Here is a 14,726-nt window from a genome sequence, read left to right on the forward strand (position 1 = left end):
CCTTGCCCGCCCCCAAATCCACCCTTCGTTAACCACGTTCGCCCATCTTCCCGCGCAGTTCCCACGCTTGTCGAAAGGGCGCGCGATGAATGGCGCCGAGGTTTTGGATGTTGGCCGTGACGCCATCTGGCTGACCATCCAGCTGTCGGCGCCGGTGCTGATCGTCGGCCTGGTGGTCGGCGTGGCCATCGGCCTGATGCAGGCGCTCACCCAGATCCAGGAGGCGACGCTGGTCTACGCCCCCAAGATCGTCGCCATCTTCATCTCGCTGCTGCTGTTCCTGCCGCTGATGGGGGCGCTGATGGCCAACTTCATGAACCAGATCGCCGCCCGCATCGCGGCCATGTAGGGCGGCATGGAAGCCTATGCGTCGGCCCCTCAGATCTATGCCGCCGGCCTGATCTTCGCACGCCTGGGCGCCATGCTGATGCTGATGCCCGGCGTCGGCGACGGCTCGGTGCCGGCCCGCATCCGGCTGGCCTTCGCCTTCCTGTTCGCGCTCATGCTGTTTCCGGTGCTGGGCGGCAATGTGGGCGCCGTGCCCGACTCCAACGGCGCGATGTTCGCCCAGATCTTCCGCGAGATCCTGATCGGCCTGATGATCGGCATGCTGCTGAAGATGATGCTGGCGGCGCTCGGCATCGCCGGCGAGATCGTGTCCATCCAGTCGACCCTGGCCTTTTCCCAGACGGCCAATCCCGGTCAGGCCCAGCCGTCCACCTCGCTGTCGACCTTCCTGACGGTGATGGGGGTGACGCTGATCATGTCCACCGACCTGCACCACATGTTCCTGGCGGCCATCGTCTCGTCCTATCGGGTGTTTCCGTTCGGGGGCGGGGCGCCGGTGGGGGACGCCGCTCAGCTGGCGGTGCAGACGGTGGCGCAGTCGTTTTCGCTGGGGCTGCAGCTGGCCGCGCCGGTGGTGGTGTTCTCGCTGATCTTCAATGTGGCCGCGGGCCTGGTGGGCCGCGTGATGCCGGCCTTCCAGATCTTCTTCGTGGCCACGCCGCTGCTGGTGCTGAGCGCGCTGTCGATCTTCGCGCTCAGCCTCGGCGTGCTCGGCATGGTCTGGGTGGAGCGCTACCGCGAACTGATCGCGTTGTTCCTGTGAGCGGGGGTGTGGTGACCCGTGGCTGAGAACAACGACGCCGCCTCGAAGACAGAAGAGGCGACCCCGCGGAAACTCGAACAGTCCCGCGAAAAGGGGGACGTGGCCAAGACCCAGGACCTGGCGCCGCTGGCCGCCCTGACCTTCTCAGCCGGCGTCCTGGCCATCCTCGGCGGCTGGCTGGCCAAGACCATGATCTCGGCGCTGATCCCCTTCATCGCCCATCCCGAGCAGATCCCCCTGGAGGGGGCGGGCGGAGTCACGGTGGCGCGCATGGCCATCATGGCCGCAGCGCCCGTGCTGGGGGCTGTGCTGCTGACCGCGGCGCTGGGCGGGGCGCTGGGCAATCTGGTGCAGCATGGCCTGCTGTTCACGCCTGACAAGCTGAAGCCCGACTTCAAGAAGGTCTCGCCCCTGTCGGGCTTCCAGCGGATCTTTGGCCCCGACGGCCTGGCCCAGTTCGTCAAGTCGATCTCCAAGATCCTGGCTGTGGCGGGCGTCGCCTATCTGGTGCTCAAGCCGCACTTTCACGAGTTTCGCACCCTGTCGGCGCTGGACCCGGCCGCCATGCTGCCGTTCAGCGCCGAAATCCTGCGCAAGCTGATCTTCGCGGTCATCGCGCTCATGCTGGCCATCACAGGCGCCGACTGGATCTGGCAGAAGCAGCGCTTCCTCAAGAAGATGCGCATGAGCCGCGAGGAGGTGAAGGAGGAGTACAAGCAGACCGACGGCGACCCGCTGATCAAGGCCAAGCTGCGGCAGATGCGGCATGAGAAGGCCAGGCGCCGGATGATGGCGGCGGTTCCCACCGCCACCGTGGTGGTCATGAACCCGACCCACTATGCAGTGGCGCTGAAATACGAGGCCGGGACCGCCGGCGCGCCGGAATGCGTGGCCAAGGGTCTGGACGCGGTCGCCCTGCGCATCCGCGCCGCGGCCGAAGAGGCCGGCGTGCCGGTGATCGAGGATCCGCCGCTGGCGCGCGCCCTCTATGCCGCGGTGGAAATCGACGAAGCCATTCCGCCGGCCCACTTCGAGGCCGTGGCCAAGATCATCGGCTTCATCCTGGGGGCCAAGGCGCCCTCCACCGCCCGCGCCCGGCCGATGCGCTAGGGCCGGCGATGATCTTTCCAAGCTTGGCCAGCTGAACCGCCCGCCCGCCTGACCGTTCGGCTCCCTGAATAGCACAGGGAGATGACGCCGTGATCCGATCCATCCTCATAGGCCTGGTGGCCGGCATGCGCTCCATGGCGCCCGTGGCCGTGGCCAGCACGGCCGTGGCCCGAGGCGAGCTGGAGGAGAGCGGACCCATGGCGCTGCTGGGCCATCCGGCCGTCTCCACCGGGCTGTCGGCGCTCGCCGTGGCCGAAGCCATGGGAGACAAGCTGCCCTTCGCCCCCGACCGCATCGTCATTCCCGGCATCGCCGCGCGCATCGTCACCGGCGCCCTGGCCGGGGCGGCGCTGGCGCCGCGCGAGCAGCGCAAGGTGGCCGCCGTGCTGGCGGCCGGCGCGGCGGTGGCCGCCTCTTACTGGACCTTCCGGCTGCGGGTGCGGGCCATGCGCCGCTATGGCCAGGCCCGCACCGGCGTCGTCGAGGACGCCCTGGTGCTGGCCGCCTCCCAGTACCTGGTCAGCGGCGCAAAGGGCGACCGGCGCTAGAGGCTTCAGTCCTTCGGGGCGATCTTGTCCTGGGTCTGGGTGTCGAAGTCGCTAGCCTCGTGGCGTTCGCGCAGCTGGGTGGCCGGGTCGCCGAAGGTGCGGTTGACCATCCGCCCGCGCTTGACGCCGGGCCGCTCGCCCAGCTGGTCGGCCCAGCGGATGACGTTCTTGTAGTCCTGCACCTGCAGGAACTCGCCGGCCTCGTAGAGCAGACCCTTGGCCATGCCGCCGTACCAGGGCCAGACGGCCATGTCGGCGATGGTGTACTCATCGCCGCCCAGATATTCGCTCTCGCCCAGGCGGCGGTCCAGCACGTCCATCTGGCGCTTCACCTCCATGGCGAACCGGTCGATGGCGTATTCGATCTTGATCGGCGCATAGGCGTAGAAGTGGCCAAGTCCGCCGCCCAGATAGGGGGCGCTGCCCACCTGCCAGAACAGCCAGGACAGGCACTCGGCGCGCTTGGCCGGATCGGTGGGCAGGAAGGCGCCGAACTTTTCCGCCAGATGGATCAGGATGGCGCCGGACTCGAACACCCGGATCGGCTCCGGCCCGCTGCGGTCCATCAGGGCCGGGATCTTGGAATTGGGGTTGGCCGAGACGAAGCCCGACCCGAACTGGTCGCCCTGACCGATATTGATCAGCCAGGCGTCATACTCCGCGCCGGCATGGCCGAGCGCCAGCAACTCCTCGAGCATGATGGTCACCTTGACCCCGTTGGGCGTGCCCAGGGAGTAGAGCTGCATCGGATGCTTGCCGACCGGCAGGTCCTTGTCGTGGGTCGGGCCGGCGATGGGGCGGTTGATGTTGGCGAAGCGGCCGCCGCTCTCCTTGTTCCAGGTCCAGACCTTGGGGGGGACGTAGTCGGTCGTGTCGCTCATGGTCATCTCCCGGAGTGTTTGTCGCTTGCGCCTTGGGCGGCGCCTGCCAGCAATGTGGTGGCGAAGGTGGGGTTTGGCGACCCCCGGATCAGGACGATGGCCGCCGACGCGCGAAAACCTTCGCAGAAACCTTCCTGCCACAGAAAGGTCTCGTAAGGGTCTCAGGTGACCTTGTGGAGTATGATGCTCGATGATTCGGTGGGACGCCTGGTCCCACGCCCCAAGGCAAGCCGCAGGTCCGCCATGGCAGAGACCCCGCAGAGCCCCGCGCCGGCCCGCCGGTTTGACCCGCTCACCGCGGTGGCGGTGGTGTTTTTCCTGATGGCCGTGGCCTTCGCCGCCGCGCCGGCGATCAACGCCGGGCCCGCCACCCTGGCCGGCCTGATGCTGCTCGTGGGCCTGGCTGGCGTGGCGTGCCTCGGCCTGTTCGTCCTGCGCTCGACCCTGGAGCCCGTCGCCGAGGTCGAGCCCGGCGCCGAGCGCCTGGTGGAGGCCCTGGCCGAACCCGCCGCCCTGGCCGGCGCCGATGGCCGCATCCATGCCAGCAACGGCGCCTGGCGCGGCGTGCTGGGCGATGGCCCGCGCCTGCCCAAGGGCGGATCTTCGGCGTCGAGCCTGTTCTCGGCGCTGGGCGCCGCCCGCCGCGGCGAGACCGCCCACGCCACCCTGCGGGCCGCCGGCGCCGATCACGCCGCCGACATCTCGCCGGTCGGGACCCGCCGCTTTCTGGTCCGCCTGCGCCCGTCCGCGCCCGAACCCCTGGCCCTGCCGGCCGGCGCCCTCGAGGTGCTGACCGCCGCGGTCGGCGCCAAGGCCCCGCCGCCCAAGGTGCTGGACGCCTTCGCCGCCGCCTCGCCCTTCGGCGCGGCCCTGCTCGAGGGGGAAGACCCCTTCAACGCCGTCATCATCGAGGCCAATCCGGCCCTGGCCGGCATGGCCGGTCCCTATTCCCGGGGCCAGGCCTTCGGCGACCTGATCGAGACCGCCTCGCGCCAGGACGCCGCCCAGCGCATGGCGCAGGGGGCCGAAGGCGCCCTGGAGGTCCGCCTGTCGCGGGACCCCAGCAAGATCGCCCACCTCTATCTGTCGCGCACCGGCGGCCGCTGGGTGGCCTATCTGGTGGACGTGTCGGACCAGAAGCAGATGGAGCTGCAGCTGGCCCAGAGCCAGAAGATGCAGGCCATCGGCCAACTGGCCGGCGGCGTGGCCCACGACTTCAACAACCTGCTCACCGCCATCCTGATGCAGCTCGACAGTCTGGCGGCCCGCCATCCCGTCGGCGACCCCTCCTATGAGGGATTGAATGAGATCCGCCAGACCTCGAACCGCGCCGCCGACCTGGTGCGCAAGCTGCTGGCCTTCTCCCGCAAGCAGACCGTCCAGCGGGAGATCCTGGAGCTGGGCGAACTGATCAGCGAGTTCGAGGTGCTGCTGCGCCGGGTGCTCAGCGAGGACGTCACCGTCGACACCGAGTATGGCCGCGACCTGCCCCACGTGCGGGTCGATCGGGGCCAGCTCGAGACCGCCGTCATGAACCTGGCGGTCAACGCCCGGGACGCCGTGCGCGTCCATGGCGGCACGACGGTTCGCATCCGCACCGCCCGGGTCACCGAGGCCGAGGCTGCGGCGCTCGGCTATGCCGGCGCCCAGGGCGACCAGGCGATGATCGAGGTGTCCGATGACGGCCCCGGCATCGCGCCCGAGGTGCTGGACAAGATCTTCGACCCCTTCTTCACCACCAAACCGGTGGGCGAGGGCACGGGGCTGGGTCTCGCCACCGTCTATGGCATCGTCAAGCAGTCCGACGGCTGGATCGCGGTGGCCTCGAAGCCGGGGGAGGGCTCGGCCTTCCGCATCTTCCTGCCGGTCTATGCGCCGCCTGTCGGCGTTGCGGCGCCGACGCCGCTGGTCAAGCCCAAGACGGTCGCCCGCGACCTGTCCGGCGCTGGCCGCATCCTGTTCGTCGAGGATGAGGACGCCGTGCGCGGCGTGGCCGCCCGGCTGCTGCGCGCCCGGGGCTATGAGGTGATCGAGGCCGCCTCCGGGGAGGAGGCTTTGGAACTGGCCGAACTGCACGCCGGCGAGATCGACCTGATGATCTCCGACGTGGTCATGCCTGGCATGCAGGGTCCAGACCTGCTTAAGCAGGCCCGCCATTACCTGGCCGGGGCGCCGGTGATGTTCATCTCCGGCTATGCCGAGGCGGAGTTCTCCAACCTGCTGGAAGGCGAGACCAACATCTCATTCCTGCCCAAGCCGATCGACATCAAGACCCTGGCTGAACGGGTGAAGCAGGAACTGCAAAAGGCGGCATAGGGCCGACGCGCTCGTGCGCGAGGGAACCGTCGCCGGCGCCCACGGTTCCGAACGCTGCAATAGCTTGGCAGGAGGGGCGGATGGAAACCTTGCACGCGCTCATCGGGTCCCAGGGCGATGATATCGCCTGGTGGCAGATGTCGCTGCGGGCGGCCCTGATCTTCGTGCTGGGGATGCTCATGGTCCGCTTCGCCGCGACCCGGGCCTTCGGGAAATGGAGCGCCCTGGACATCATCCTGGCCGTGGTGGTCGGCTCGAATCTCAGCCGGGCCATGACCGGCAGCGCGCCGTTCCTGCCGACGATTGTCGCAACGACAGCTCTGCTCGGCCTCCACGCGGCCCTGGCCAGCGCCTCGGCGAGGTGGTCGTGGCTCAGCACCCTGACCAAGGGAAGCTCGGTGGCCCTGGTGAAGGGGGGCGTCGCTGACGAAGACGCCATGCGACGGGCCGGCATCGGCGAGGGCGATCTGCGGATGGCGATCCGGGCCGCCGGCCTGGAGGACCTGGAGGACGTCGAGTCCGCCGCGCTGGAGCGCAATGGCGACATCAATATCGTCGGACGTTGACGCCTCGCGGCCGCCGCCGCCTCAGAACAGCCCGACCACCCGCTCGAAGGAGTCCCCCAGGGCGCCGACGAAGGTCACCGCCGCCAGCAGCAGGGCGTTCCAGATCAGGGCCAGGATGATGACGCTGGCCGCCGCGGCGACCGCGCCAACCAGGCCCGCCACCCCGTCTCGCTCCAGCAGGCCGAAGCCGAAGGCGGCGATGGCGAAGGAGGGCAGCATGTTGCCGAACGGGATCGGCAGGAAGACGATCACCGCCAGCGTCACGCAGACGGCCCCGATCAGCCGGTCGGCGATCGGCCCATAGAGGAAGCGCCAGCGCGGACGCAGGTGCCGCTCCAGGCGTTGCAGATGGGGGGCGAGGCGCACCGCCATGGTCTGGAATTCCGCCCGCCGCATGGACCGGTTCATCAGGGCCTTGGGCAGCCACAGGGTCGGCCGCCCGATCATCAGCTGGAAGGCGATGAAGATCAGCGGCGCTCCGAGAATGGCCGAGACGCCGGGCGGCATGGGCAGGGCCAGGGGGGCTGCGAACACCGCCAGCAGGGCGCCGAACGCCCGGTCGCCAAAGGCGTCGAGCACGTCGGCCACAGTCACCTTCGCCTCCTTGCGGGCGGCAAGGCCGGCGAGAATGTCGGAAAAGCGGTGGACGGCGTCGACCACGGTCGATCCTGCAGGCTGGGGTTGAGGCGTGGCGTTCAAATGGACGCCCTGACGGGAAATTGCACCCCTCTGCGCGAGGCGATGTTCGAAAAGCCGTAGTTTGTGGCCCGGGGTCCACGTTGGACCTGGCCTCCCCGCTTCAGCTGGCGGCGTGCTGTCCGAAGACGAGGCCGACCAGCACCGCGGCGTAGTGGACGCCGGCGCCCCCCACCACATGCCCATGCCAGATGGCCCGGCGGAAGGGCAGCTTGCGCATCATGTAGAAGATCACGCCGACGCTGTAGACGACCCCGCCGATGGCCAGCAGCAGCAGGGACGACCGCGGAAGCGCGGCCATGAGCGGCCCCAGGGCCACGACGACCGCCCAGCCCAGGGCCAGATAGATGACCACCCACAGCTTGCGGTCCAGGCCGCTCAGGAACAGCTTGCCCGCGACGCCGAGGGCTGCGACGCCCCAGATCACCGCCGTCATGACGATGGCCCAGGCCCCGCTGAGGCCGGCGACGGTGAACGGCGTATAGGAGCCGGCGATCATGATGAAGATGCCGGCGTGGTCCAGGCGGCGCAGCAGCGGCCGGTGGCGGGCCGGGGCGAAGTTGTAGGCCGTCGAACAGCCCAGCATCAGCAGCAGGCCAGCCGAATAGACGACCACCGCCGTGGTCAGAACCGGCGAGCCCCGCCAGATCGAGAGGCCGACCAGGACGCCGCCGCCGATCAGGGCCGCGGTCAGGCCGATGATGTGCACGCACAGGTCGGCGCACTTGGCCGACGGGGTCGGATAGTGGCGCGGCGGCTTGGGCGTCTGGCTGGTCACGATAATCTTCCTTCAACCCCGCTTGTACGCCCCTGCGCGCCCGGGGCCTATCGCCGCGGCGCCTTAGCCAACGGGTTTGTCGCCATTGCGGCCCTGGCGCCTCACTGAACCCCAGCGACCGCCAGGATGGCCAGTAGACCGACGCTCATGCCGCGGATGCTTTCCACCGGCTCGACGTCGATCCATTCGTCCAGGGCATGGGCCCGCCCGCCGGCGCCGCCCGAACCCATGGTGATGGCCGGCACGCCCAGGCTCATGGGAATGTTGGAGTCGGTGGACGACGCCGACAGCCGTGGCTCGAAGCCCTGCATCTCGATGGCGGCCACCACGCTGCGGACCAGCAGACTGTCGGGATCGGTCCCGCCGGCGGGCCTGTCGCCGATGACCAGGGGCTCGACGGTGATCTCGCCCTCGGCCACCGAGCGCGCCGCATTCTCCGTCGCGACCGCCTCGTCGAAGATCGCCAGCAATTGAGCCTCCAGCTTCGCCAGTTCCGCGGGGCTCTCCGAGCGCATGTCGTATTCGGTATAGACCTCGGCCGGGATGGAGTTCACCGAGACGCCGCCGCCGGTGACGCTGGCCGAATAGGTGGTGCGCGGCGTCTGCGGAACCTCGATCTGGTAGAGGCCCGCCGTCGCCAGAGCCATGGCGGTCATGGGATTGACGATCCCGAAGGCGCCATAGGAGTGCCCGCCCGGGCCGCGGAAGAAGGTTCGATAGCGCTTGGAGCCCACCGCGCCGGTCACCACCCGCGACGGGTCGGAGCCGTCGAAGGAGAAGAAGGCGCTGACCCGGTCCTTGTAGGCGCCTTCGGTGAACAGGTGGCGCACCCCGCGCAGATCGCCGGGGCCTTCTTCGCCCACGGTGCCGACGAACAGGATGTCCTTGTCGGTGACGATCTTGGCGGCGTCCATGGCGCGGATATAGGCCAGCAGCACAGCCAGGGAGCGCGTGTCGTCGCCGACGCCGGGCGCCATCAGCCGCGTGCCTTCCCGGCGGACCTTCACATCGGTGTCAGCGGGAAACACGGTGTCGAGGTGGGCGGAGACCACCACCACCGGGCCGCCGGCCGGGCCCGAACCCCGCCGCAGCCCCATCACATTGCCCTCTGCGTCGGTGGTGGTCTCGGTGAGGCCGTGGGCCTGCAGCATGGCCAGGTAGGCCTTGCCCCGCTCGGCCTCCTGGAAGGGCGGGGCGGGAATCTCGGTCAGCGTGATGATGTCGGCCACCGTCTTGTCGAAGTCCCTGGTCAGATGGGCCTTGGCCGTGCCGAAAGCCGCGCTGCCGGCGATGGCGTCAACCGCCGTCTCCTGGGCCAATGCGCCGCCGCCCAGGGTCAGGAGGCAGGCGGCGGACGCACCGGCGAGGACGGGGGCGAGGCGGTCTCGAAGGGTCATCCGAAGGCTCTCTCTGGGGGCTTGTGGCTGTGAGTCAGGCGCCATGATGCGCTGATCGCTTCGTCTGCGCACAGGTGTTTCGCCGTCCGCGCTCTCGAAGGCTCGCCGATGCGTCGCCTCTGGTCAAATCCGCATGGCCGGGTCTAGGTTCGCGGCTTCGCGCGTCGGGCGCCTGTCGAGGGGGACATTCATGCCGGAAGAGACCAGCGCCGTTCAGGCCTTCTACGACCAGGTGACAAACGTCAGTGATTTCATCTGGGGGGGAACCTGGAACGGAGTTTCGGTGCTTCCCTTCCCACCCATGGTCATCGCCCTGTTCGGGGTCGGCCTATGGATGATGATCGGCCTGCGGTTCTACCCGATCCTCAATCTGGGCTCGGCCTTCATCGGCCTCTTCAAGAGCGAGAAGGAAGCCGACGCCGAAGGCGACGGCAAGAAGGGGGAAATCTCGCCCTTCGCCGCCCTGTCTACCGCTCTGTCGGGCCAGGTCGGCACTGGCAATCTGGCCGGTGTCGCCACCGCCATCACGCTTGGCGGCCCAGGCGCGCTCTTCTGGATGTGGATCACGGCGTTGATCGGCATGGCCCTGGCCTTCGCCGAAGGATCGCTGGCCATCCGCTTCCGCGAGCAGGGGCCCGATGGTCACTACCGCGGCGGTCCCATGACCTATATCCGCCGTGGCCTGGGCAAGAAGTGGGGCTGGCTGGCCGTTCTCTTCTGTATCGGCACCCTGTTCTCGTCGGTGACCACCGGCAACATGATCCAGGCCAACTCCGTGGCCGACTCGATCAATGGCCTGACGGGCATGCCCGAATGGGTGGCCGGCCTGATCGTCGCCGGCGCCGTGTTCGCGGTGATCATCGGGGGGATCAAGTCCATCGGGGCCATCGCCGAGAAGATCGTGCCGGCCATGGCGCTGACCTATATCACCATGGCCGTCATCGCCCTGGTCATGAACCTCGAGGACCTGCCCGGCGCCTTCGCCACCATCTTCCAGAGCGCCTTCACTGGCCACGCCGCCGTCGGCGGTTTCCTGGGGGCCGGCATGATCGTCGCCATCCGGTCGGGCGTCGCCCGAGGACTCTTCTCCAACGAGGCCGGCCAGGGCTCAACCGCCATCGCCCACGCCGTGGCCCAGACCGACGATCCCGCCCGCCAGGGCCGTTTCGCCATGATGGGCACCTTCATCGACACCATCATCATCTGCACCGCCACGGGCCTTGTCCTGCTGACCGTGCAGGGCGCCTTCCCGGCGACCGGCGTCGATGGTGTGACGGTGATGCAGGAGCACGCCTGGTCGTCGGACCTCAACGGCTTCGCCATGACTGAGGCGGCCTATGCCGCGGCGTTCCCGCTGTTGGTGTTTGGCTTCCCGATCGGCTCGCTGATCGCTTCGGTAGCGCTGATCCTGTTCGTCTTCACCACTCTGCTGACCTGGAGCTACTACGGCGAGCGGGCGGCCACCCACCTGTTCGGCCAGAAGCTGGCGATTCCCTTCCGCTTCGTATGGGTGCTGATGATCTTCATCGGGTCCTTCCAGGAGATCACCTTCGTCTGGCGACTGGGCGACATCTCCAACGCCAGCATGGCCCTGCCCAATCTGGTGGCCCTGGCCCTGTTGTCGGGGGTGGTCTTCAAACTGGCCCGCGGAGACAAGACGGCGGGCGAGGACCGCGACTGACAACCTTAAAGGGACTGATGGCGCCTTTTCGGTTTTCCTGACCGGTCACGCACCGTAGCGTGGCCGGTAACACAGGTAACAGTTCCGAGAGAGGAGTCCGCCTTGCAGACCCGTCGTCAGATGCTCTTCACCGCCGCCGGCGCCCTGGCCCTGGCCGGCGGCGTCGGTCGCGCCTCGACTGCCTTCGCCGAGACCGCCGCAGATGTGCGCCTCGACGCCCTGCTGGAGTCCTTCTACGAGGAGGCGCTCGACAATGTGCCGGAACTGGTCACCCGCCTGGGCCTGGACTCCGGACCCCGGGCCGCCGCCAAGGGCCAGCTCAGCCCAGCCTCGACGGCGGAACTCGCCGCCGACCGCGCCAAGACCGCCGAACAGCTGGCCCGCCTGAAGGCCATCCCCCGGGGCGAACTGACCGGCATGGACGCCGTCAACTATGACGCCGTTCTGTTTGGCCTGGAGACCACTGACGCGGCCAACCGCAGCTTTGTCTACGGGGACGAGGGCGCGGGTCAGCCCTATGTGATCTCCCAGCTCAACGGCGCCTATCAGAGCGTGCCCGACTTCCTGGGCTCACAGCACGTCATCGAGACCAAGGCCGACGCCGACGCCTATCTCGCCCGCCTTGAGGCCTTCGCCACGGTGATGGAGCAGGAGGTGGAGCGGGTGCGCCGCGACGTGGGTCTCGGCGTCATCCCGCCGGACTTCGTCATCCAGCGCACGCTGACCCAGATGAACGGCCTGCGCACTGAGCCTGGCGACTCCCCCCTGGTTGCGTCGGTGGCCGAGCGCGCCGCCGCCAAGGGGATCGCCGGAGATTACGCGGGCCAGGCTTCGGCCATCTATGTGGACAAGGTCCTGCCGGCCCTCGAGAAGCAGATCGCCCTGATGGGCGAGCTGGCGCCCAAGGCGGCGCCAGACGCCGGCGTCTGGCGCCTTCCAGACGGCGAAGCCTATTACGAACATGCCCTGCGCGCCTCGACGACCACCTCGCTCACCGCCGAAGAGGTCCACCAGATGGGGTTGGAGCAGGCGCGCCAGCTTTCGGCCCGGGCCGATGTGATCCTGAAGGCGGAGGGCTACAGCCAGGGCGCGGTCGGCGAACGGATCTCGGCCTTGTTCAAGGACCCGAAATACCACTTCCCCAACACCGACGCGGGCAAGGTGGAGCTGATCGAGTCCCTCAACGCCATGACGGCGGCGATGTACCAGCGCCTGCCGGAGTACTTCGGGACCATGCCCCAGGCACCCGTCGAAGTCCGGCGCGTGCCCACCTTCATCGAGGCCGGCGCCCCGGGCGGTTACTACAATCAGCCCACGCTGGACGGCTCGCGGCCCGGCATCTTCTGGATCAACCTGCGGGACTCGGCCGAGAACCCTACCTGGACGCTGCCGACGCTGGCCTATCACGAGGCGGTGCCGGGCCATCACATGCAGCTGGCCCTGCAGCAGGAGGCGGACCTGCCGATGATCCGGCGCGCCACCTTCCTGTCGGCCTATGGCGAGGGCTGGGCCCTTTATGCCGAGGAACTCGCCAAGGAGATGGGGGTCTATGAGGACAACCCGCTGGGCGAGCTGGGCTATCTTCAGGCCGCCCTGTTCCGCGCCGCCCGCCTGGTGGTCGACACCGGCATGCACGCCAAGCGCTGGAGCCGCGAAAAGGCGATCGAGACCATGTCGTCCATCGATGGCTCGCCCATCTCGTCCTCGACCACCGAGATCGAGCGCTATGTGGTCTGGCCAGGCCAGGCGTGCAGCTACATGGTCGGCAAGCTCACCTGGCTTCGCCTGCGCGAAAAGGCCCGGACGCAGTTGGGCGATCGTTTTGACCTCAGCGCCTTCCACGACGCCGGCCTGCTGTCGGGGGCCATGCCGCTGACCGTGCTGGAGGCGGTGATCGACAACCACATCGCCGCGCGTCGGATCTGAGACGTCTGAGGCGCGCCTAGCCCCAGCTGTCCACCGCCCCCCGGCGTCGCGCCGGGGTGGCGCCTGGCAGGGGGGCAGGGAAGGGAGCATGCTCCCTGGCCGCTGCGCCATAAAGCCAGCCTTGAGCCATGTGGACGCCGGCCTTGCGGACAACGTCCTCGACCAGTTGCGTCTCCACCATCTCAGCCAGGGTGGCGATCTTCATTTCGCCGCACATCCTCACGAGCTGGCTGATGAAGGCTGCGCCGCGGCTGTCGTGCTCCAGTTCGCGGATGAAGGCGCCGTCGATCTTCACCACATCCACATTCAGCCGCTGAAGGTAGGCGAGCGAACTCGCCCCGGCGCCGAAGTCGTCGAGGCAGATTTCGCAGCCCAGGCCGCGCAGGGTCTGGAGTCGCCGGTCGGCGGCGTCGAGATCGGTCACCGCCGCGCTCTCGGTGAGTTCGAACATCAGCCGGCCCTTGAGCTGAGGATAGCTCATGATGCGCCCTTTGATCTGGCTGACGAAGGCGTCCCTGCTGATCGAGCGGCCCGAGAGGTTCACCGCCAGCGTCAGTCCGGGGGTGCGGGCGAGCTTGTCCAAAGCCTTGTCCACCACCGCGGCGTCGAGCGCGCAGACCAAGTCCATCTCCTCGGCCATGCGGATCATCGGGAAGGGCGCGCCCTGGTCGCCAAAGCGGATCAGCGCCTCATAGTGGTGAAGGCGGGCAGGGCCATCCAGGCTGACCACCGGCTGATAGAAGAGGGTGAAATCCTTGGCCTCCACCCGGCGCCCCAGGGTGGCCGCCTGGTTCAGGGTCTGGGCCACCGACCTCTCGAAGGCCTCGGCAAGGGTCGCCGGCGGGGACGTCTTCGCCCCGTCGCGAAGGAAGTCATCCATGGCATATCGGATGGCCTTCAGCATCTGGTCGGCAGGCATGTCGGGATCGGCGCCCAGGGCGCGGACGACCGGCTGGACGCCCTCGTCTGGGGACAGGGCCAGCAGGCGGGCGATGCGGCTGGCCAGGGCTTCGCCGTTTTCACGGCCTTCGCGCAGCAGGGCGAAGCGGTCGTCGCCGATCTGGGCGGCTGAAGCTCCGGCATAGGATTCAGCGCGTATTACCGCAGCCAGGCGGCCGCGCATGTCCGAGGCTTCCGCCTCGCCGGCCAGGGCCGCCACGGCCTCGAAGCCGGCCAGCTCGACCAACGCCAACTCGATGTCGAGGCCGCGCTCGCGGGCGTGGGCCATGAGAGCGGTGGCGGCGCTTTCGAAGGTGGCGCGATCATGCAATCCATAGGCGCCCGGCGCCCGCCGCGCATGGGGCGCGCTTGCGCGCGACAGAACGCAGGACACCGCGCCGCCATGGCCGGGCAGGCGAAAGGCCGAGAGGCTGGCGGCGCGCTCGCCGTCGCCGCTCTGGCCGTGCAGGCGCACCACCACAGGGCCGGCGCGCCGGCCGTCCTCCAGGCCGCCGAGTAGAACCGAGACAAGCTGCCGGTCCTCCGCCGCGACGAAGTCCGCCAGGCGTGCGCCTCTCAGGTTTCGATCCTCTGACCCGGCGAGGGCCTCGCCGGCGCCCAGGGCGACGGAGATTTTTCCCTCAGCCGTCACCTCGATGAGGAGGTCAGCCGAGGCGAAGGCGAAGCCCAGAAGGCTTTTGGGGTTCAGGGTCACGGGGCGCTCCGGCTCAGCTGCAAAGCTGCACGGGCAGGCTTAATCTCAAGTAATGGCGCTCG

At 68.6% G+C, this 14,726-nt stretch carries 13 protein-coding genes; 8 read left to right on the top strand and 5 right to left on the bottom strand.

All coding sequences use genetic code 11. The features are described 5' to 3' along the window. Positions 1 to 85: 85 nt before the first annotated feature. The 4 genes from fliQ (at position 86) to V7702_RS02595 (ending at position 2,769) form a co-directional block, all read left to right on the top strand. Positions 86 to 349: a flagellar biosynthesis protein FliQ gene (fliQ, locus tag V7702_RS02580; RefSeq protein ID WP_300574139.1), complete on the top strand. Its 264-nt coding sequence runs from the start codon at positions 86 to 88 to the stop codon at positions 347 to 349. A gap of 6 nt (positions 350 to 355) precedes the next feature. Beyond that, the gene (fliR, locus tag V7702_RS02585; protein ID WP_335648581.1) at positions 356 to 1,111 is read left to right on the top strand and encodes a flagellar biosynthetic protein FliR; all 756 of its coding nucleotides are present in this window, start codon (positions 356 to 358) and stop codon (positions 1,109 to 1,111) included. 18 nt (positions 1,112 to 1,129) lie between these two features. Beyond that, positions 1,130 to 2,221, top strand: a complete 1,092-nt coding sequence (gene flhB, locus V7702_RS02590) for a flagellar biosynthesis protein FlhB (protein WP_335648582.1) — start codon at positions 1,130 to 1,132, stop codon at positions 2,219 to 2,221. 89 nt (positions 2,222 to 2,310) lie between these two features. Continuing rightward, positions 2,311 to 2,769, top strand: coding sequence for a DUF4126 family protein (locus V7702_RS02595; protein WP_335648583.1), 459 nt, complete (start codon positions 2,311 to 2,313; stop codon positions 2,767 to 2,769). Positions 2,770 to 2,774: 5 nt separating this feature from the next. Here the strand turns inward: V7702_RS02595 and yghU are convergent, their stop codons facing one another. Beyond that, entirely contained in the window at positions 2,775 to 3,650 is an 876-nt protein-coding gene (gene yghU, locus V7702_RS02600; protein WP_335648584.1) for a glutathione-dependent disulfide-bond oxidoreductase, read from the bottom strand. A gap of 243 nt (positions 3,651 to 3,893) precedes the next feature. Between yghU and cckA the strand changes: the two genes are divergently transcribed. Both cckA and V7702_RS02610 read left to right on the top strand, forming a co-directional pair. Continuing rightward, entirely contained in the window at positions 3,894 to 5,966 is a 2,073-nt protein-coding gene (gene cckA / locus V7702_RS02605) for a cell cycle histidine kinase CckA (protein WP_335648586.1), read from the top strand. Between the two features lie 80 nt (positions 5,967 to 6,046). Further along, a complete protein-coding gene (locus V7702_RS02610; protein ID WP_335648587.1) occupies positions 6,047 to 6,532 on the top strand; it encodes a DUF421 domain-containing protein in 486 nt (161 codons plus the stop codon). A gap of 21 nt (positions 6,533 to 6,553) precedes the next feature. Here the strand turns inward: V7702_RS02610 and V7702_RS02615 are convergent, their stop codons facing one another. The 3 genes from V7702_RS02615 to V7702_RS02625 form a co-directional block, all read right to left on the bottom strand. Beyond that, the gene (locus V7702_RS02615; protein WP_335648588.1) at positions 6,554 to 7,192 is read right to left on the bottom strand and encodes an exopolysaccharide biosynthesis protein; all 639 of its coding nucleotides are present in this window, start codon (positions 7,190 to 7,192) and stop codon (positions 6,554 to 6,556) included. Positions 7,193 to 7,331: 139 nt separating this feature from the next. Further along, entirely contained in the window at positions 7,332 to 8,006 is a 675-nt protein-coding gene (gene trhA, locus V7702_RS02620; protein WP_335648589.1) for a PAQR family membrane homeostasis protein TrhA, read from the bottom strand. Positions 8,007 to 8,107: 101 nt separating this feature from the next. Further along, the gene (locus tag V7702_RS02625) at positions 8,108 to 9,403 is read right to left on the bottom strand and encodes a M20/M25/M40 family metallo-hydrolase (RefSeq protein ID WP_335648590.1); all 1,296 of its coding nucleotides are present in this window, start codon (positions 9,401 to 9,403) and stop codon (positions 8,108 to 8,110) included. Positions 9,404 to 9,593: 190 nt separating this feature from the next. Here V7702_RS02625 and V7702_RS02630 point away from each other — a divergent pair, with 190 nt between their 5' ends. Both V7702_RS02630 and V7702_RS02635 read left to right on the top strand, forming a co-directional pair. After that, positions 9,594 to 11,084: an alanine/glycine:cation symporter family protein gene (locus V7702_RS02630; protein ID WP_335648591.1), complete on the top strand. Its 1,491-nt coding sequence runs from the start codon at positions 9,594 to 9,596 to the stop codon at positions 11,082 to 11,084. Positions 11,085 to 11,186: 102 nt separating this feature from the next. After that, positions 11,187 to 13,010 carry a DUF885 domain-containing protein gene (locus V7702_RS02635; protein WP_335648592.1) on the top strand — a complete coding sequence of 608 codons (1,824 nt, stop codon included), beginning with the start codon at positions 11,187 to 11,189 and terminating at the stop codon, positions 13,008 to 13,010. Between the two features lie 16 nt (positions 13,011 to 13,026). Here V7702_RS02635 and V7702_RS02640 read toward each other — a convergent pair whose 3' ends face one another. Further along, positions 13,027 to 14,664 carry an EAL domain-containing protein gene (locus tag V7702_RS02640; RefSeq protein ID WP_335648593.1) on the bottom strand — a complete coding sequence of 546 codons (1,638 nt, stop codon included), beginning with the start codon at positions 14,662 to 14,664 and terminating at the stop codon, positions 13,027 to 13,029. Positions 14,665 to 14,726 lie beyond the last annotated feature (62 nt).

This window comes from Phenylobacterium sp., from assembly GCF_036963605.1.
Lineage (GTDB): Bacteria > Pseudomonadota > Alphaproteobacteria > Caulobacterales > Caulobacteraceae > Phenylobacterium.

Coding starts and splice junctions, on each gene's coding strand:
- fliQ (WP_300574139.1), top strand. CDS start 86: ATGAATGGCGCCGAGGTTTTGGATGTTGGCCGTGACGCCATCTGGCTG.
- fliR (WP_335648581.1), top strand. CDS start 356: ATGGAAGCCTATGCGTCGGCCCCTCAGATCTATGCCGCCGGCCTGATC.
- yghU (WP_335648584.1), bottom strand. CDS start 3,650: ATGAGCGACACGACCGACTACGTCCCCCCCAAGGTCTGGACCTGGAAC.
- cckA (WP_335648586.1), top strand. CDS start 3,894: ATGGCAGAGACCCCGCAGAGCCCCGCGCCGGCCCGCCGGTTTGACCCG.
- V7702_RS02610 (WP_335648587.1), top strand. CDS start 6,047: ATGGAAACCTTGCACGCGCTCATCGGGTCCCAGGGCGATGATATCGCC.
- V7702_RS02625 (WP_335648590.1), bottom strand. CDS start 9,403: ATGACCCTTCGAGACCGCCTCGCCCCCGTCCTCGCCGGTGCGTCCGCC.
- V7702_RS02630 (WP_335648591.1), top strand. CDS start 9,594: ATGCCGGAAGAGACCAGCGCCGTTCAGGCCTTCTACGACCAGGTGACA.